Here is a 19,144-nt window from a genome sequence, read left to right as displayed (position 1 = left end):
TTTGCCTAGTCCGCGCGATCGCGCCGTTGCGCTAACAGCACGTTAAAGTCAGCTCTAATGAAGTGTGATTTGGGTCTAAACTAAGAGTCGAGCCGCTTTCCGAAAAAGGATTTGACAGAATTTCACACTTGATTATTTATCTTTCATACTTTTTACTTTGTAATTTCTGCTTTTTTGGGCATCCTGAAAATAGACATGAATTTTTTTAGGCTAGCGACTATGTCCACTCCGTTCCTTATTGTAGACTTGCGATTGGCTCAAACCCCTGCCAAGAAGGCTCAACCTAAAGCCCCTGCCAAAAAAACTCAAACCGCCCAACCAGCAGCCGCAGCCGCCAACGCTCAACCTGCGCCCATCTGGATGTACACTTCCGGAGGACTGCTGTTACTTCTCATTGCTGGAGCAGTATTTGTCAAGCTTAAAAAGGATGAGATGGCAAAGAAAGCCAAGATCCAGGATTTTAAAGTCAAAGACCTCCAGAAAAAGTTAAAGTTGGCGCTTGACTCTATTCATAGAATGGAAAGCAATCCTGACTTGGTTAACTCACGCGAATTCAACCTGGATTACCTCAGAATGCGAATGGATGAAGAGGTATTTCACTTTGCCATTGTTAATCAAATCAAAGTCAGAGTAAAAGACTTAATCACTATCGCCCTGCGTCCTACCCAAGCATCACAAGCCTCAGTGGGCATTGCCAGTACAGCGGGACGCCAAGTTGATGAGATTTTTGATGTCATTTATGAGACGGGAGAGGGTACGAAGCGCTCTAAGCGGGTGCTTTTCCGCATTCAAATCAAGTTAATGAAATTACCTACCCAAGCGACTTCTGCTACGATTAGCCAAATTATTGATTGTATTGAAACATTCCTCAGTCCAGCGGAAGACCACGATACTTGGCAACCCACAATTCAGGGTCGCCTTGCAAAACTACAATGGGATCAAAAAGCCAAACCGACACCACTATTGGTGCTAGAACAATTAAGTGAAGGTGGCAATGTCACTATTCGCACGAAGCGCTAGGATGTTGAGGAATAAGTTTTTTTCCATCAGCAACCAGGGTGGATTCTGCTTAGTTATTCTTTAGTGACATCTTGCTCCGGGCAGTTGAAACCGCACAGCGATAGGAAGCACGCAAACGAAACCTGCCGAGAGCAGGTTACAAAACCCTTGTTTTCGGTTAGTCCGCGCTTTTAGATTTGGAATGCAATCGTCCCAGCATTCTATTCTGAGAGCTTGATGCAAGATATGAGCTTAGTTACAATCATCTCTAAACAAAAGGCTTTCTTGAAGTGTAGATGGCAAATGAAAAGATTGCCTTTTGTAGAATGAGCCATTCGCCAAAAACCATCTAGTGTATCAAGAGAAATCAACCCACTTTAATCGGATTTTCCACTCAGAAATCTGACTTAAGCAGGCGTTTTTTCGGAAATAATTGTATCGCGGACTAGACGCCCATCTTCCATGTGAATAATTCGGTCAGCAACATCTAAAATACGATTGTCGTGAGTTACCATCAAAATCGTACATCCTTGTTCCTTTGCCAATCGCTGCATCAGCTCGACAACATCGCGACCGGACTTACTATCTAAAGCAGCAGTAGGTTCGTCAGCTAATACTAATTTAGGATGACTCACTAAAGCACGCGCGATCGCTACCCGTTGTTTTTGTCCCCCAGAAAGATTCTCCGGGTAGTAATTTATGCGATCGCCTAACCCCACCGCTTCCAACATCGCGGCTGACCTGGTTGCAGCTTCCTGTGACGGAATATCCCGATGCAGTTCCACCGACATTTGTACATTCTGTCGCGCTGTTAGGCACTTCAGCAAATTGTGAGCTTGAAAAATATAGCCTATGTGCCGCCGCACCTGTACCATTTGGCTTTTAGAAGCTCCAATTAGTTCCTGTCCTAATACTTTCAGGCTACCTTCTTGAGGAGACCTTAAACTGCCCATTAAAGTCAATAATGTGGTTTTTCCTGACCCTGATGGCCCGGTCATGATTGTAATTTCTCCCGGTTGCATTTCCAGATTTATATCAAATAAAATTTGTTTTCTGAGCGAACCTTTGCCAAAGTAATAATTGAGATTTTTAATTGCAACAATCGGTTCTTGCAGCATAATCTTTCTATTTCATTAAAATTAGCAACTAGCTATGTTAAAAAATACCATTTAAAAAATATCAGCGGGGTCGGCAGCTCGGAGCTTACGGACTGCGATCGCACCTGAAATCAAGCACATAAAAATAGTTAAAAGCAACACTACGGTTGCTCGAACAACAGTCATTGCAATCGGTAAATTTGTACCGCCTTTTATAAAAATATAAAGCCCTGACGCTAACGAAAAGCCAGGAATATAACCTAAAACTGATAAAATTAAAGCTTCCTGAAAAACAACAATTAGTAAGTATAAATCCGTATAGCCTATCGCTTTTAACGTAGCATATTCAGCTAGATGATCGGCAACATCAGTGTATAGGATTTGGTAGACAATAACTGTACCAACAACAAATCCCATTAAGGTTCCTAAACCAAAAATGAATCCAATTGATGTACTGGTTTGCCAATATGTCTTTTCAAACTCAATAAATTCTTCATGGGACAAAATTTGTACATCTGTACAATCTTTATCCATATTTTTTAAGTCTTGGCATTTCGCATCATTCTTCTTTAAATTAAAGGACTCCTTCATATTTTGAATAACTTGACTTACATCCGCACCGGCTTCTAAATTAACCACTCCAATATCAATCAATCCTCTCTGTCGTCTAGGGAACATCCGAAAAAAGTTCAAATCGCTCGTTATCAGATTACCATCGGCTCCAAATGATGCGCCTAGCGTGAATAAGCCTTGTACTTTGACCCGACGGCTTTCTACTTCTGTTTCAACAGTTTTTCCCTGCTTAAACCAATCACCAACTGCCCCAAATTCTGGACGAGACGCTTCATCAAATAAAACAACATCTGGAAGTTTAATTTTATCTCGGTTATTTTTAACTTCGGGTAAATTTAGAATTTCTGCTGCGGGATTAAATCCAATTACCATCAATTGGCGAGTGCGGCGATTTTCTGGATTTTTCCACAAGCCAAAACCAAGATATACTGGACTGACCGATTCTACTCCGTCAAAGCTGAGAGCTTGATACAGTCGCCGCTGTGGGAAACTTTTCATGGCAATCAAAGCCGTGGACTGGGAACTGACCAAAAAAACGTCCCCCTGCATATTTTCATGCAAGCTTACGGAGCTTTGAAAAAGGGCATCGCGAAACCCTAACTGCACAAACATCAAAATGTCAGCAAAACCAATACCGGCAAGTGCCACCAGCAGCCGCATTTTTTCACGGGTAAGCTGTAACCAGGCTAGAGGAATTTTTGGCATGATTCTACAAAACTTGTTGGCAAGGGGCTAATGGCTAATTGTTCAAAAGCCATTAGTACAGATAGCTAAATACGAATTTTGACGGTGACTTTAGAGTTAGTTAGACCGGCAACGCGGCGGCTGGACTCTGCATTTAGGCGAATTTTTACTTCCACCACTCTGGCATCTACATCTGCGGCTGGATCGGTATTTAAAATATCTTTTTTCCCAATTTGCAAGCCAATTTGATTGACCGTTCCTTTGAGTTCATCAGCAAAAGCATTGCCCTCGCTGTTAATCGTCGCTTGCTGCCCTAGCCGCACTTTTCCGATATCACTTTCATAGATTTCTGCGACAGCAACCATCAAATCGGTTTGACCAATTTCGACGATTCCATTATTACCAATGGTTTCTCCAGGACGGGTATGAACTTTCAAAACTTGACCGGCAACGGGTACGCGGACATAAGCTGATTCCAAGTCGGCTTGCGCTTGTTTGACGGATGCGATCGCGTTCTCAATTTCGGCTTGCGCTGCTTGGACATCGACGGGACGAATTTCCGCAATTTTTTCTAACGTTGCTTTCGCTTCGTTGATTTGCTGTTCTAGAGTGGCGATTGTCTCTTTAGCAGTGGCTTTGGCTTCGTTAATTTGCTGTTCCAGGGTGGCTACTTTCTGGTTAGCAGTGGCTTGAGTTTCGTTGAGTTGCCGAAGTGCCGTTTCTACTTCTAAGCGCTTGGTGTCAAAGAGAGAAGCTCCAACTGCACCTTGTTGATATAGCTGCTCATAGCGATCAAACTCCTTTTTCGCATTATCCATCTGGGCACTCAGACGGGCAATCTTGGCAACAGACGCATTTTTTTCCCCTTGCAGTTCGGCTTCTAAGCGAGCTACCGTCGCCTGTTGAGTGGCAATTCTCCCGCGTAACTCCTCTTGGGTGCGAGCGATCGCTGCCTTCTGAGCGGTAATTTCCCCGGTTTGCGCTCCAGCCTTAACTTTATTGAGATCGGCTTGGGCGACTTTGACTTGTTGTTTTGCCTTGTCCAAAGCTGCTTGTAAGCGATCGCGATTGTCGAGAATTGCCACCACTTGACCTTTTGTGACCTTATCTCCCTCACCGACCAAAAGTTGATCCACGCGAGCAGCGCCCTGAACCGACATAGGAGCAGAGAGTTTGATCACTTCCCCTTGCGGTTCCAGACGCCCCAAGGCAGTCACAGCAAGCTTAGGAGGCGTACTCGGCTCTACTGCTGGCACCGGCTGCTGAGCAGCCTCTCGCAAGGCATAGAGGTTGTAAACGGTAACACCGCTGGTTGCTAAAGCACCAGCCACGACAACCGCGATCGCCCACCGCCCTACAGGTTTTACGAATGGTTGATTCTTGGAGCCAGATTCCTGTGCCATAGCCTCTAAGGAAATTATTTTTATTAATTAATCTTAAGAGGTAGGCATCAATCTGGCGAGGGAATCTTACTAGCAGATTAAGCACTCGGTAAGTCAAACAGAACTGTCGTCATATAATGTTCTGCCCACTCCTCGCCAAAAGCTTTTTCTAGCACTCGACGGGTTTTGTCGTTTTGCTGCTGTTGGGTGCAGTAGTTGCGTTGACCCTGCAAAATTTCAGCTTGCTGTTCGGCAGAAACGGGTTTGGCGGCTTTGGCATTAACACAATGAATGTCTAAAAACGCCTCGACGCGAGAGAGAAACTGGGTTTCTTCCTCTGGATTACTGGGTCGAATAAAGATGCAGAATTCTGAAAAGATTGCGCCCCAAGCGGGTAGTTCGCGCGGTTGGGAAAATTGAAGGGCTGGTAGCGCCTGAAGTTCAGCGGTATAGTTTGCCGGTAAGGTGCGGTCGCTGCTTGTAGGAGAAAGATCTGCGATCGCGGCACTAATCTGTCCCCGTCCCCCGACTAAATCGCAGCCAAACATTGGCAGCGCGTATTCTGGACGCGGAAACATCACGCAATGCAAAATATCCAGCATTGTGCCGACTTTTGCCAATTCCAGGTGCATTTTGCGGAACTGCGGCGACTGGTAGCAGCGATTTTCAATCGTTAGCTTTTCACCTTCTAATCGCCCTTCCACATACCCCAACTCTTCTGGCAGGTGGTAGGGAGAAAGGTCGAGATGGCGGTGCCAAACTGCCTCGATAGTGTCCGCTAAATTGCGAATCAGAGGGTGTTGTTGTTCGCGTAGGGAAGGCTTAGAAGTTTCGAGCATTTTTTTAAAATTTGTTTTCTTTAGCGTACAAGAATCCAGTAATAAAGGCAGGTAGGTTAAGGATATCAGCTTGCCACCCGCGATAACCCAGAGTTATAACAACAGCTAATAGCTAGGGGCAGGCGATAAGTATGAAGGGTGAAGTCTTTGGCGATCGCTACCAAATCGAACAACAGCTTGGAAAACGCGCTGGAAGACGTACACTCCTAGCGCGTGACCAAAAAACGCAACAATTAGTAATCATCAAACTATTGACTTTTGGCAGCAATTTTGAGTGGGATGACCTTAAATTATTTGAACGGGAAGCGGAAACTTTAAAATCTTTGACACATCCGGCGATTCCGCGCTACCTTAATTTTTTTGAGCTAAATTCACCGAACTACAAAGGATTTGCCCTCGTCCAAACCTACGTGGAAGGGAAATCTCTAGAGGAATATCTCAAAGGAGGACGAACTTTCAGCGAAGCAGATATCAAGCAAATTAGCACTGCAATTCTCGAAATTCTCAACTATTTGCATAGTCGTCAACCTCCAGTTATCCACCGAGATATTAAACCCAGCAATATTTTATTAACCAGCCGTTCTGGTAATAATGTTGGCGGAGTTTATTTAGTTGATTTTGGGGCGGTGCAGACTCTCGCCGCCAGGGAAGGCGGGACAATTACAGTTGTAGGAACTTATGGTTATATGCCGCCAGAACAATTTGGCGGACGTGCAGTTCCCGCATCCGATATTTACAGTCTAGGCGCAACTTTAATTTATCTGGCAACAGGTCAACATCCTGCTGATTTACCTCAAACAGATAACCTGCAAATTAAATTTGAAAAAACTGCCAATCTCAGTCCTGTTTTAATCAATTGGTTAAAGCGGATGACTCACCCCAGCTTAAATCGACGCTTGGCTTCTGCTAGTGAAGCACTACAAGCATTAAAACAAGAACATCCAACAGCAGATAGCTTTCCTCTAGTTGTCAAGAAACCAACTGGTAGCAAAATTTCACTGACTAAAAATGCAAATTTTATTAAAATTAGTATCCCTCCGAAGGGATTTACTGCTTCTACGATAGGGTTGTGCTTTTTTGCGATCGCTTGGAATTCATTCATCTTCGTGTGGACAAGCTCTGTCCTATTTGCACCACTAGGCTTCAACTTGTTTATGGTGTTGTTTTCACTACCCTTTTGGTTTGCTGGCGTGAGTATGAGCTGGCAGATTCTCTTTGCGTTATTTGGACGATCGCAGCTTTATAGCAATCAAAAGCAAATTTCACTGACATGGGAAATATTTGGATTTAAATTCCATCGTCCTCGTCCAGCATTGAGACAGGATATTAACAGGTTGGTATACATCCCGAAACACCATAAAAAAGACTCAGAAGGAAACCGGGTTGATGTTCCAGGCAAAATCATTATTGAGGCAGGATTAAGGCAGTATGAACTTAACGCTGAGAGTGGCGGCATCCATGAAGCGGAACTCGAATGGTTAACCCAAGAACTTAGCGAATGGTTAGAAATACCCATTACAAGAGATTATCTTCCTCCAGCCGCTCGATAGTCTCCTATAGTTGATTGTGGATAGTTCGCAGGAAACGGGTATGTTTGGTTTAGGATGGCCTGAAGTGGGAGTAATCGCGATCGCAGCGATTTTAATTTTCGGTCCCAAGAAGATTCCCGAACTGGGAAGTTCGCTGGGTAAGACTTTACGCGGCTTCAAGGACGGAGTAAGGGGCGTGGACGAGGAACCATCAGATGAAAATCAAGACCTCAAATAACGGGTAGGGACACGGCATTGCCGTGTCCCTACAAATACATAACTGATGAGCGTTTAAAGGGTCTGTGCTACAGACGCCTTCAAGCTATTTTGATTTTCTATCGACGGTGCAACCGGCTGATGTCCGTTTTCCCCTTGAGGACGACGCGCCTCAATTAAGCTAATCGCACGGGTGACGCTTTCTGGCAAAATGACCACCAAACTGCCTTCTGGTGCTTGATCCAGCGCCGTATTTATGGCGGTTGTCTCATCCAGAATGGTTTCATACCGGCAATCTGGCTTTTCTTGCTGAATTCCCTGAGAGATTAAGGCAGCTGCCTCACCGCGAGGACGCCCCCGCGTATCATCATCTTCCTTGATGATGATGCGGTCAAACATATTAGCCGAGAGTATGCCCAGAGTAACGAAATCTTCGTCGCGGCGATCGCCAGGGCCACCTACCACACCAATTCTCTCACCAGGCCAGTTGCGGACAAAACCACCTAACGCCTCATAGCTGGCTGCATTGTGAGCATAATCGATCAGAGCCTTATATTTGCCCATCTCGAACATATTCATCCGTCCTGGTGTCTGAGCAGTTGAAGCACGGAACGTATTTAAGCCCTGACGAATTTCCTCAATCTTCACCCCTTCCGCAAAAGCCGCCAAACTCGCCGCTAGCGCGTTGGCAATCTGAAAAGGTGCCCGTGCCTCCATCGTCAGCGGCACATTCACCGCTTGTTCAATCCGTAGTACCCAATCTCCCTTCAAAATCGACAAATAGCCATTTTCATAAGCCGCTGCCAAACCGCCCCGACGGGTATGTTCTCGCACCAGCTCATTTTCTGGATTCATGGTGAAATAAGCCACTTGTCCCTGCACCCGCCGCGCCATCGCTGCTACCAAGGGATCGTCGGCGTTCAGGACGGCATAGCCTTCTGGCATCACCGCTTCCACCACGACGCTCTTGAGATGAGCCATATCTTCGATCGTTTCAATATCACCAATTCCCAGGTGGTCGGCAGCCACGTTTAAGACGACACCCACATCAGAAGCACTGAAAGCTAAACCAGAGCGGAGAATTCCCCCCCGCGCCGTTTCTAGCACCGCCACTTCTACCGTGGGATCTGAAAGAATCAGCTGGGCACTTTGAGGGCCGGTGTTATCCCCCGGTTCCACCATATAATCCCCAATGTAAGTGCCATCGGTGGTCGTGTAGCCAATCGTTTTCCCCGTCTGCTTGAAGATGTGGGCAATTAGACGAGTCGTTGTTGTTTTACCGTTGGTGCCAGTAATGGAAATGATGGGAACGCGAGTGGGCGCTCCAGGCGGAAAGAGCATATCTAGCACTGGGGCAGCTACATTTCGCGGCAAACCCTGGCTGGGACAAACGTGCATCCGGAATCCGGGGGCGGCGTTCACCTCAACAATCACCCCATCCATTTCTCGCAAGGGTTTGCTGATATCGGATGTCACCACATCAATTCCAGCAATATCCAACCCGATAATCTTGGCGACTCGTTCGCAAAGCCAGATATTTTCGGGATGAATTTCGTCAGTCCGGTCAACTGCAATCCCGCCAGTGCTGAGGTTGGCGGTTGCCCGCAGATAACAAATCTCTCCGGCGGGTAGCACGGTCTCCAAGGTATATCCCTGCCGTTGCAACAGCGTGAAGGTGGTGCGATCTACTTCAATTTTGGTGAGGATGTTATCGTGCCCTTCACCCCGATGGGGATCGCTATTGGTTAGCTCAATCAATTGCTCGATGCTGGATGTGCCATCTCCTACCACATGGGCGGGGACTCGTTCCGCAACTGCCACCAATTTGCCGTTGACCACCAATACTCGGTGGTCGCTTCCAGTATAGTAGCGTTCAACAATCACCGAGCGAGTTTTAGAAGCACTCTTGGCAGCATCATAGGCTTCTTCTGCTTGTTGGAAGTCGGTGATATTGATAGTAATGCCCCGTCCGTGGTTGCCGTCGAGGGGCTTGAGGACGATTGGGTATCCCCCCACCTCTTGAATGGCGTCTTCAAGTTCGTCCAGGTAGTGAATTACCGTGCCGCGCGGAACCGGCACCCCGGCTTGGCGCAACATTTTTTTGGTGCCTTCTTTGTCGGAGGCAAGTTCGACACCCAAAATGCTAGAGTGGTTGCTCAAAGTTGCCTGCATCCGCTTCTGGTAGACGCCATACCCTATCTGAATCATGGCGCGAACGCTTAAAGGCATCCAGGGAATTCCCCGCGCTTCGGCTTCTTTGACAATGGTTTCGGTGCTGGGACCGAGGGCAGCAGCCCGTGCGAAATCCCTCAGGTCTTTAAGATCCTGTGCTAACTCCTGGGCGGAGTAGGTGCCGGTGTCTACAATACTCTGACAAAGGCGCACGGCGGCTCTGGAGGCATAGCGACCGGCTTGTTCATCGTGGTACTCAATGACCACCTGGTAAATGCCTGGGGTGGCTGTTTCGCGGGTACGACCAAAGCCAGCTGGCATCCCAGCGAGTTCCTGGAGTTCTAGGGCAACGTGTTCGATGATGTGTCCCATCATCGTGCCTTCTTTGACTCGGCTCAAGAAACCACCTCGACAGCCAGGGGAACAGAAGTGTTCTTCCAGACTTGGTAGCACCTGAATTAATCCCTCGTAGAAGCCAGGAATCTGATTGGATGGCTTTTCTGCAAGTTCTTCTAAATCTAGGCGCATGACGACCAATTTTTGCCGTCGAATACTCCAGTAGTTGGGACCCCGTAATGTCTGGATTTTTAAAATTCTCATGGCTACTTTTGCGGGTGATTCAGAGGATGTGGGCTGTCGAATCGCGGGTAGGGACGAAGATGCAAGCGATTTCACATCTGCTGCTTTTAAGAGAAAACTTTGCCAGAAAGGCTTCGCCCTTACTGAATCCGCTGCTACTTTAAGCAATTCCCTAGTTTCCAGCTTTAAAAAGTCACTAGACTGTTCTCCACGAACAGTTTTTTGCCAAAAAGGCAATCATGACAAGTTTTAAATTTGGAATTGAAGTACCGCTAGTAATATTCACTCATCAGCCATCGGGTAGCAGGATGACTCGCTGGTGTAAATGGTAGCGATCGCCATAACTAAGAATATGCAACCGTAGATTGAAAATACTAATCGGATCGGTTGCTCCCACTAAAGATTGATTCGTGTGAGATATCTCCCCAGGATCGACGATAGACACGGTGCCTTTGCCGACTACCTGTAAAAGACCATCCGCTTCCACTAAGGCGCAAGTATCTTCGTCAATCCCAATCCCTAATTTGTCTGGATGAGCCGAAATCGCACTAATCAGACGCGCCATGCGATTGCGATTGTGAAAGTGTTGATCTACGATCACATCCGGTAAAATCCCTAACCCTAGCGTCATATCGACTAGGGAACGATTGGGAGACTCGCCGCTACCGCCTCCCGCAATCATATGATGTCCCATCACCGCCGCTCCTGCACTGGTTCCTGCCAGCGTAATCTCTCCCAGTTGCGCGCGGTATCGGACTCTTTCCATAAATGGCGTCTCGCCAAGCAGTCCACAGAGTCGCAGTTGATCGCCTCCAGTCATGAAAACCCCTGTACACTCTTCAATGTACTCCTGCATCAAGGGATCGTAACTCTGCTCCCGTTCGCGGATATCTAACACTTTCACTACTTTCGCACCCATTTCTTGAAAGATGGTGAGGTAGCGATCGCCAATCACCGCAGGTTCTCTGGATGCTGACGGAATAATCGCAATACAGGCATCTGTCGAGCCAGCACGATTAAAAAAGGTTTGTAATATCTCTCGTCCGTGAACTTTGTCTTCCGCACCGCCGATCACCATGATGGCGGTTTTCGTTGATTGGGGCATCCTCTGTACTAAGGATTGAGGTTCTAACTGCAGCATCATGTTGCTCTTGAGCATAGGGTGATATCGAATACTATCGTTCTGCCAGTTGATAGGAATGCCAATTTATCCTGATGCATGGTTCTTGCTCAACTCCCTCTAACCCCCTTGCTCACCAGGACAATCTCTATTTTCACGCTTGTCAATCGTCTCAATTTCCTTATCAATCTTTCTGGCAGGCGTTCCATCAACATCACCAAACAATTTAATTGTTTTTCTAGGTTGTTGAGTAACAAACGTTACAGATCGCCCATAGCTTGTCGCTTTTGGGCTTAATCCTATATGCATAATGCCAGATCGAGTCAACTTTTTTTATAAAATATTTAACATTATCTTGCGATTAGGGATACCGGGTAGTGGGTAATCGGTAGGAATTCGTAGGGAATGGGTAAAATCAACCTACTACTTAACTATCACCGACTTCTGCTGTGCGATTTGATATTGTTACTCTTTTTCCAGATTTTTTCTCCTCTCCTCTGAGTTCGGGACTGTTAGGGAAAGCTTTAGCCAAACAGATTGCTTCTGTGCATCTGATCGATCCCCGTAACTTTGCCACCGATAAACACCGCCGCGTGGATGATGAGCCTTACGGCGGCGGAGTAGGGATGTTGATGAAGCCAGAGCCGATATTTGGTGCTGTGGAGTCACTGCCAGTTCTAGCCAGACGCGAGACGATCCTGATGACGCCGCAGGGAGAACCGATGAAGCAACCGCTGTTTCGAGAATTGGCAGCCAATTATGACCAATTGGTAATTATTTGCGGTCATTATGAAGGTGTCGATGAGCGGGTGCTGAATTTGGTGACACGGGAGGTATCTTTAGGGGATTTTGTCTTGACTTGTGGAGAAATCCCGGCGCTGGCACTACTCAACGGCACCATTCGCCTACTACCGGGAACGGTGGGGAAGGAAGAGTCTTTAAAAGCAGAAAGTTTCGAGGCGGGGTTGTTAGATTATCCTCAATACACCCGTCCTGCTGACTTTCGCGGGTGGAAGGTGCCGGATGTTTTACTATCGGGGAATCATGCGGAGATTGAACGCTGGCGGCGAGACAGACAAATCGAGAGAACGCGCGATCGCCGTCCCGATTTATTTGCTGCTTGGTTGCAAGATTCCAGTTCCAACCAAAAACCAAAAACCATGAATCAGAATGAGCTTGAAAATGATATCGTCACCATTAGCCAACTACAAATCGCGCTAACAGCCCAAGCGGGTACGATTCAATCAAAATTGTCTGAATTAAGTCTTACGGCTAATACTCAAACCCAGGAAGGGTTGATGCAGCTACTACAAGCATCTGTGCAAGCACTGCTAGAAAATTCCGAATGCTGGACTCATGTGTTGGGGAGTTCACAGACAGTTTCTAGTCGGGAGGAAGCTGAAACAGTCTTCAACAAACTTTCGTTACAAGAACGTAGCAAATTTACGGCTGAAACCCTCTCTAACGTAGATGGCAAAGTTACCCAGCAACAAGTTGAACTCGATCCAGATGGAGAACAACCTGCATACATCGTCGTAACATTGCTAATCGGCACGGCTGACGATCAGCCATTATTTGAAAACCTCAATTCTGCACATACTGTAAAGCTTGCTTTAGAGAAAGTTACAGCCATCAGCCTCGACTATCTAATGGTGTTTGAACTACTCTGGAGTCCTCAGGTAGAAACTGATGCACTTACTCAAGAGGAACTTTTGAGCGAGTACCGTGACCTGGTAGAGATCGCTTAATCTCAAGTTTTACAACTGACTGCTTGCAGGCTAAAAAGCTTAAATTATGGAGAAAATCAGCCGGGTTTAGTTTGTTCCAAATTATGATTTTCTCAGGTTGAAGTGGAGTCGTCCCGGTGTTAAAAAAGCTTTTCAAATATGTACTGGTAGGTGTAGTGCTGGTGCTGGGCTACCACGCGAGCGCTTCTGCCATTAGTGCGGCATCGACTCGTCAGCCTGTGTGGTCAGTAAACCTACACGCTAGTACGGCACCAATCGCAACAGAGAACCGATTGCTGGTGCCAACGGGGAATACAAAGCCCTCAGCACTTCAATCACTCGATCCGGCAACCGGGAAGGTGCAATGGCGGAGCCAGCAGCCGATTGGCAGGGTGTTTGCTATAGAGGGTAATACTATCTACGCCAGCGATTTCGGGCTACTGCCACTAGTTGACGATCCCAAAAACCTGGTGACGCTTGATGCCAACACAGGCAAGACAAAAGCAGTATTGCCACTTGACAATTCAGACTTTGCGGGAATGATTGGAGTATCTCAGGGAGCCTTCATTCTCAACAGCTATGTCAGACAGGGAGTAGAGAGCGATCGCAACGAAATTTCTGCCCGTACTCCAGATAAACTGCTCTGGAAGTTTGTCACCTCCAAAGACAGTATGGTTTCTACCTTTGAGAGTGTGGACTCCAAATCGCCTGTGGTTCAAAATGGGATAGTGTTTTTGCCCATCTTAGTTAATCCCAGTACACCGCAAAGAGGATACCAACTCACCGGGTTGGATGCCGCTACCGGAAAAGTCCTCTGGACTTGGAACACCTCAGCCGAGCTAACGGATGTCACAGTTTTAGGAGACACTGTATATCCGGCAGTGTATAGCAAAGACCGTGCAGGAAAGGAACCCGGTTGGGTCAAGGCACTCGATTTAAAAACGGGCAAGGAACGCTGGACTCATACGATGCGGGGCGGTGAAGCCAAGCTAGCGAGCGATCGCGAAGTCTTCATCTGGGATGGTGATGCCAAGACGAGTACGCGATTTGTCGTTTTGGATCGGCAGACTGGGGCTATGCTTCGGCAGTTTACCTTATCTCGCCAGGATCGGCAAGAACCCAGACCCATCGCTCTGGCAGACAATATTATTTACACGGCTGATATGGAAATCGAAGGTGTCAGCGCTCTTGGTTTCTATGGTTCAGCTAAGAACCATAGTCGGGTGAATGCCTTCGATGCCACAAGCGGACAGATGCTTTGGCACACTCCAACCCTCCGTGAAAGCCATATCTATCGATTTGTTCTGAATGGCGATCGCTTCTTCTTAAGCAGTAACGGGCTAGAAAATAATGTCCAGAGTGTTGTGCAGTCCTTTTCTACTCGCTAGAACCGCTGACGCAAACTCCAGACCAGAAACCCGCCTGAGATCGCAGCGTAAAGCACAACGCTGACAGATGCGATCGCCCAAAAGAATGGATTCCAAGCACTCTGGCTGACATCAATCCCCATCGGGCCGACAAACCTTTGCAGCACATCGATACCGATACTACTTGCGATCGCGCCAGCACCACTGATTATCACCCACCAACCTGCTTGCGGCACTTTTGTTCTCAGCACTAGCCACTGAGCTACCCCCAGCAAGATGCCGTAGATACCATCAAACAAAAACTGAGGCAGCACGGACATCGTGGGCATCATGCCACCTATCAAGCCGGAAGCTGGGGGCATAAGAGTCACTGCCCATAGCCCGTTAATTACCGCCAAGGCGATCGCACTTCCCAAACTGGTTGCCAGAACCCAAGAGCGAATAGATGGGAGCCACTGCCTTAAAACCAGCCATTGAGCAGTTCCGCCTAAAGCACCGCCGGTCAGTCTAAACACGATGAGGATCAACAAAAGGCTAGTGCTACCCCCAGTGAATCCTCCCCCTGTCGCTGATGCAACCGCTCCGGCAACTCCGTCCACAATGATTTGCAGCAGTTTAGCCACGACGCAGGCAACTAACCATTGCCACAAAAGTTTCTTCCATGCCAAAGATTTGTCGATCGTCACGCTCAATCACTCTTTAAGTCATTTATTCTGTCAAATGTGGCTTATTTTAAGGGCAGATTATTGGCGACAAAACCCCATTTGCCGCCCTGATAAACAGCTGCCAGACCTTCAGAAAACTTCGTCGCTACATCAAATTGAGGGGTAATCATAAACTTGCCAGTTTTATCAATAAAACCCCATTTACCACCCTGAGCAGCCGGTGCCAGCCCCTGAACAAATTGGTCTGTCTCTTCAAACTGCGGTGAAATAAGGATTTTCCCTGTTTTACCGATGTAACCCCATTTACCCGCCTGATTGATGGCTGCCAGTCCTTCAGAGAAATTTATCGCTTGGTCAAACTGAGGAGAGATAATCATCTTTCCTGCTTTATCAACATAGCCCCATTTTCCCTGTTTTTGGACAGCAGCTAATCCTTCAGAAAAAGGAGTACAGTCATTAAACTGGAGTGGGATAGCAACCTTACCTTTACTGTCAATATAGCCACATTTCTTGACTTGTCTGACGGCTGCTAAACCCTGAGAATATGCGACTGTCGCCTCAAATTTGGGTGGAACAATAAACTTGCCAGTTTTATTAATAAAGCCCCATTTCTTGCCCTGCTGAACCTCTGCCAATCCCTCAGAAAAAGGCATAGCGGGTAAAATCTGGGCATCAAACTGGGGAGGAATAATAAACTTGCCAGTTTTGTCAATGTAGCCAGTTTTGCCACCCTGCCGGACGGCTGCCAGCCCTTCGGAAAATACGCTACAACGCTCAAACTGTAACGGGATGACAACTTTACCTGTTTTACTGAAATAGCCACATTTGCCAGTAAAACCGCCCAGTTGCACATCTACCAGTCCCTCAGAAAACGAGCCAACAATATCAGGTGCTTCCTCTCCTTCGCCATTGTCAGGTCCAACCCTAAATTTGGGAGGAATGATGAACTTACCAGTTTTGTCGATAAAGCCTTTTTTGCCCTCTTTTTCAACCTTAGCCAGCCCATCAGAAAATGGGTAGACATCATCAAACTGAGGAGCGATCGCCAGATTGAGAGTTGCTTTGGTTGCAAACATCTGCTCATCTGTTACATCGGCGGAAGCTTCTTGAGTTTGAGGATAGAGACTTATGGACAGGAGCAAGAATCCACTAAATAGGACAGCTCCACTTAAGGAATGTATAGATGTTTTGTTCATAAGCAAAATCTCTCAACGTTGCAGATGATGGATTGAAGAATCATCGTTGTTTTTTACCTTGAGTAGATGCTAATTGTTTCTCTGCCTGTCGCAGACTCTGACGCGCATCTGCATCATTTGGATTGAGTTTTAGGGCTTGCTTAAAAGCTGCGATCGCTTCGGGTAACTTTTTCTGTTTCATCAAAGCTATTCCCAAAAGGTAATAGATGTCACCATTTTTATCTTTCTTTTTAGATTTCCATTCAATCCCTTTACGGTAAGTAGCAACTGCCTCATCTAATTTGTTTTGTTTAACTAGAACCTGTCCCAACCCTTGATAAGCATCTGTATAAGAAGGATAGATTTCAATTGCTTTGCGGTAAGCTGCAATCGCCTCATCTAATCGGTTTTGTTCAGCCAGTATCCACCCCAGCCCTTCGTAAGGTGGATGGTAATTAGGTACAACCTGAATAGACTTTTGGTAGGCAGCAATCGCTTCTTCTGGTTTTTTCTGTATAGCCAAAGCATCCCCTAAGCGCAGGTATGTCAGGTTAGCCTTTGGGTCTAACTCAATCGATTGGCGATAAGCTGCTACTGCCTCATTTGTTTTTTCTTGTGCCAGCAAGGCGTTACCTAAGTGGTAGTATGCATCGTCATTCTTCGGTTCTAGTTCAAGCGTTTTGCGAAAACTTGCCTCTGCTGCGACCCATTGACGTTCGTAAGTGAGAGCAAGCCCCAACCATAGATGACTCTTAGCTTTTGTGGGTTGCTGTTCAGCGGCTTTGCGACAAGGTGCGATCGCTTTTGCACTTTCTCCTTGTTCCACTAACGCGAAACACAGACCAAAGTGGGCATCAACCAACGTTGGGTCAAGTTGCAGAGCTTTGTTATAAGCTAATACAGCTTCGCTGAGCATCTCCGGTTTAGAGAATAGCCACTCCCATGCCAAAGATTGTTGTTGTAACTGGCTAGCGATCCGAATGCCTTTACCTGAACTTTCCCAGAATGTCATGTAGGCATTGCCAAGGTTAAGAAAGGCTTGAGGATCTGTAGGCATCGCTTGAGTCTTTTGGCGATAGGCAGCAATCTTTTTTTGATCTGCTTGCACCTGCCTCAAGGTCTGGTAGTCTCTGAGAAAAAACCAGCCGTAGTAAGCTCCTACCGCTAGACCCAAACCAAGAATAGAGAAAATAAAAATTTTCCGAGGTTGCTTGATTTTAAAAATCATAATTATTTTTTAATATTTACTGACTCTAATCCGACTATCAGGAAAAGTTCAGGAATTGGTAAGATAATAGGTGAAAATTATTTTTGATGTATAGATTTAATAAATTATTAAGTATTCTTTGATTTCAATGAACTAAACTAAAAAATAATTTATTTTTCCTAAGCGTGAGCTTTTTCTCGACTCAGTGAAAATCTTGCCGCCGGGTTTTATTCACATAATAATCTCCGCTTTATTGTAAGTGTCCACTCACCCAGAATTCTGATATCTAGCCATTAATCTAGCACTCCGAACCTAAATTAATTCTAAAATCTTCTTTTAATGAATTAATGTAAAGATATCAGCAGATTGACTGCAACCTTATCACCTCGACAATAGCGGCAAGGAAAAGCTAGCGTGGAGGAGAAGAATGGAACTGCGAAAATGCTACGAAACGTAAAACTTCAGTTGCTTTGGGCTACAGTCCTGAGTTTCACGGTAGTCAACAGTGTGAATATTCATCTGCCCATTGGCAATCAAGAAACCGGGCTGAAGATTGGCAATGAAGCCGAGGCTAGAAGTAGTGGTGGACGAAGCGGTGGCGGCTCTTTTCGCTCTTCACCGTCACGTTCTAGTTCCAGCCCCAGTCGCTCCAGTAGCGGTAGTAGCTCCTCTCCCAGAAACTCTACACCGTCGCAGTCCAGTAGGGGCAGTACAGGTGGGCGAGCAGGCGGCGGCTCTTTTCAAAGAACCACTCCCCCGCCGTCCTCAGTGAGAACTCAACCGACGCGCCCGAACTCGTCTTGGAATGAACCTTACTATAGACAACCGGGAAGCACTGTCATCGTGCCGGTTCCTGTTGCACCGCCGCCCGTCTATACCTATCCCAACAGCGTTCCGCCGAATTATTATCCCAATAACGTTCCGGCGAATCAATCAACCTACCCTCAAACTGCGCCGGGAACTGCAAATTCTGTTCCTGCTCAAGTACCAACCAATTCTGGCTATTCTTCTACCGCTAGTAACTCATCGAGTGACTTTCCTTGGCTTTTCTTATTGATGTTGTTGGCAGTTGGGAGTATTGGGCTTTGGGCTTATTTCATCTTTTTGAAGAAGAAGGGTGGGAGTGCGGCTCAAGAGCTAGAGAATGATACGGTTACGGTCAGCAAGATACAGGTGGCACTGCTGGCTCAAGCTCGAAGCATTCAATCTCAGCTGACGGAACTGAGCCTGAATATCGATACCGATACTTCCGAGGGGTTGATTCAGCTGCTACAAGAATCAGCTTTGGCACTATTGCGATCGCCTGAAGATTGGACTCATGTTTTAGCGAGTTCGCAGACGGTGAAAAGTCGAGAGGACGCCGAGGCAATTTTCAACCAAGTTTCTATACAAGAACGCAGCAAATTTAGCGCGGAAACCCTTACAAATGTGGGTGGCAGAGTCAGACAACAAAAACCCGCGATGCCTGACTTGGATGATGGCCCAGCAGCTTATATTGTGGTCACGTTGCTCGTCGGAACAGCGGATGACAAGCCGTTATTTGAAGAAATTCGCACCGCTGAAGCTTTGAAGTCAGCTTTAGAGAAAGTAGCGTCCATCTCCCCTGACTACTTGATGGTGTTTGAACTGCTATGGAGTCCTCAAGCGGAAACCGATAGCCTTACCTACGATGAGCTATTAACTGAATACACGGAGATGGCACAGATATAGCCGCAGCGTTTAGTCCTACCGCTTGCAAAAGTCCTTCAATGCCCTCAGACTGTAAGTTTGGGGCTATACAAACAAAGCCTGCCGACCCAGGCTTCAAGCCGAA

Annotated in this window: 16 protein-coding genes and 1 pseudogene; 7 read left to right on the top strand and 10 right to left on the bottom strand. The window is 46.7% G+C overall.

Going from position 1 to position 19,144, the window contains the following annotated elements; translation table 11 throughout:
- Nucleotides 1-219 precede the first annotated feature (219 nt).
- Nucleotides 220-1,020: a hypothetical protein gene (locus NC994_RS03900; RefSeq protein WP_190412316.1), complete on the top strand. Its 801-nt coding sequence runs from the start codon at nucleotides 220-222 to the stop codon at nucleotides 1,018-1,020.
- A gap of 386 nt (nucleotides 1,021-1,406) precedes the next feature.
- Here NC994_RS03900 and NC994_RS03895 read toward each other — a convergent pair whose 3' ends face one another.
- From NC994_RS03895 to NC994_RS03880, 4 genes are all read right to left on the bottom strand, one after another.
- The gene (locus tag NC994_RS03895) at nucleotides 1,407-2,117 is read right to left on the bottom strand and encodes a DevA family ABC transporter ATP-binding protein (protein WP_190434372.1); all 711 of its coding nucleotides are present in this window, start codon (nucleotides 2,115-2,117) and stop codon (nucleotides 1,407-1,409) included.
- A 51-nt stretch (nucleotides 2,118-2,168) separates the two neighbouring features.
- On the bottom strand, nucleotides 2,169-3,374 hold the full coding sequence (gene devC, locus NC994_RS03890; RefSeq protein WP_190434370.1) for an ABC transporter permease DevC: 1,206 nt from the start codon (nucleotides 3,372-3,374) through the stop codon (nucleotides 2,169-2,171).
- 65 nt (nucleotides 3,375-3,439) lie between these two features.
- Nucleotides 3,440-4,756: an ABC exporter membrane fusion protein gene (locus NC994_RS03885; protein WP_190434368.1), complete on the bottom strand. Its 1,317-nt coding sequence runs from the start codon at nucleotides 4,754-4,756 to the stop codon at nucleotides 3,440-3,442.
- A 77-nt stretch (nucleotides 4,757-4,833) separates the two neighbouring features.
- Nucleotides 4,834-5,574, bottom strand: coding sequence for a phycocyanobilin:ferredoxin oxidoreductase (locus NC994_RS03880; RefSeq protein WP_190412320.1), 741 nt, complete (start codon nucleotides 5,572-5,574; stop codon nucleotides 4,834-4,836).
- A 131-nt stretch (nucleotides 5,575-5,705) separates the two neighbouring features.
- On the opposite strand from NC994_RS03880, the gene NC994_RS03875 reads away from it, so the two are divergent.
- Entirely contained in the window at nucleotides 5,706-7,124 is a 1,419-nt protein-coding gene (locus NC994_RS03875; protein ID WP_190434366.1) for a serine/threonine-protein kinase, read from the top strand.
- Nucleotides 7,125-7,164: 40 nt separating this feature from the next.
- Entirely contained in the window at nucleotides 7,165-7,341 is a 177-nt protein-coding gene (gene tatA / locus NC994_RS03870) for a twin-arginine translocase TatA/TatE family subunit (protein WP_190412322.1), read from the top strand.
- Nucleotides 7,342-7,394: 53 nt separating this feature from the next.
- Here tatA and cphA read toward each other — a convergent pair whose 3' ends face one another.
- The 3 genes from cphA to NC994_RS03855 all read right to left on the bottom strand — a co-directional run bounded on the left by cphA (nucleotide 7,395) and on the right by NC994_RS03855 (nucleotide 11,499).
- Nucleotides 7,395-10,091, bottom strand: coding sequence for a cyanophycin synthetase (gene cphA / locus NC994_RS03865; RefSeq protein WP_190434364.1), 2,697 nt, complete (start codon nucleotides 10,089-10,091; stop codon nucleotides 7,395-7,397).
- Nucleotides 10,092-10,359: 268 nt separating this feature from the next.
- Nucleotides 10,360-11,211 (bottom strand): cyanophycinase, encoded by an 852-nt coding sequence (locus tag NC994_RS03860; protein ID WP_190412853.1) that lies wholly within the window; start codon nucleotides 11,209-11,211, stop codon nucleotides 10,360-10,362.
- 99 nt (nucleotides 11,212-11,310) lie between these two features.
- A complete protein-coding gene (locus NC994_RS03855) occupies nucleotides 11,311-11,499 on the bottom strand; it encodes a hypothetical protein (protein ID WP_190434362.1) in 189 nt (62 codons plus the stop codon).
- 140 nt (nucleotides 11,500-11,639) lie between these two features.
- Here NC994_RS03855 and trmD point away from each other — a divergent pair.
- The 3 genes and pseudogenes from trmD to NC994_RS03840 all read left to right on the top strand — a co-directional run.
- Nucleotides 11,640-12,323 (top strand): annotated as a pseudogene (gene trmD / locus NC994_RS03850) (tRNA (guanosine(37)-N1)-methyltransferase TrmD); the annotation flags it as partial.
- A gap of 27 nt (nucleotides 12,324-12,350) precedes the next feature.
- Nucleotides 12,351-12,938 carry a DUF1517 domain-containing protein gene (locus NC994_RS03845; protein ID WP_242030411.1) on the top strand — a complete coding sequence of 196 codons (588 nt, stop codon included), beginning with the start codon at nucleotides 12,351-12,353 and terminating at the stop codon, nucleotides 12,936-12,938.
- Between the two features lie 116 nt (nucleotides 12,939-13,054).
- Entirely contained in the window at nucleotides 13,055-14,305 is a 1,251-nt protein-coding gene (locus NC994_RS03840) for a PQQ-binding-like beta-propeller repeat protein (RefSeq protein ID WP_190434358.1), read from the top strand.
- On the opposite strand, the gene NC994_RS03835 is transcribed toward NC994_RS03840, so the two are convergent.
- The 3 genes from NC994_RS03835 to NC994_RS03825 are packed head-to-tail and all read right to left on the bottom strand — an operon-like array spanning nucleotide 14,302 to nucleotide 17,352.
- The gene (locus NC994_RS03835) at nucleotides 14,302-14,970 is read right to left on the bottom strand and encodes a hypothetical protein (RefSeq protein WP_190434357.1); all 669 of its coding nucleotides are present in this window, start codon (nucleotides 14,968-14,970) and stop codon (nucleotides 14,302-14,304) included. The two genes, NC994_RS03840 and NC994_RS03835, sit on opposite strands and share 4 nt — an antisense overlap.
- Nucleotides 14,971-15,011: 41 nt before the next feature.
- Nucleotides 15,012-16,145, bottom strand: coding sequence for a WG repeat-containing protein (locus tag NC994_RS03830; RefSeq protein ID WP_190434355.1), 1,134 nt, complete (start codon nucleotides 16,143-16,145; stop codon nucleotides 15,012-15,014).
- Nucleotides 16,146-16,185: 40 nt separating this feature from the next.
- A complete protein-coding gene (locus NC994_RS03825; protein WP_190434353.1) occupies nucleotides 16,186-17,352 on the bottom strand; it encodes a tetratricopeptide repeat protein in 1,167 nt (388 codons plus the stop codon).
- 420 nt (nucleotides 17,353-17,772) lie between these two features.
- Between NC994_RS03825 and NC994_RS03820 the strand changes: the two genes are divergently transcribed.
- Nucleotides 17,773-19,041 (top strand): DUF1517 domain-containing protein, encoded by a 1,269-nt coding sequence (locus tag NC994_RS03820; protein ID WP_190434351.1) that lies wholly within the window; start codon nucleotides 17,773-17,775, stop codon nucleotides 19,039-19,041.
- Nucleotides 19,042-19,144 lie beyond the last annotated feature (103 nt).

It is taken from the genome of Trichocoleus sp. AS-A1 (genome assembly GCF_039962015.1).
Classification (GTDB): domain Bacteria; phylum Cyanobacteriota; class Cyanobacteriia; order Cyanobacteriales; family FACHB-T130; genus FACHB-T130.
This window is presented reverse-complemented; position numbering and strand designations above follow the sequence as displayed.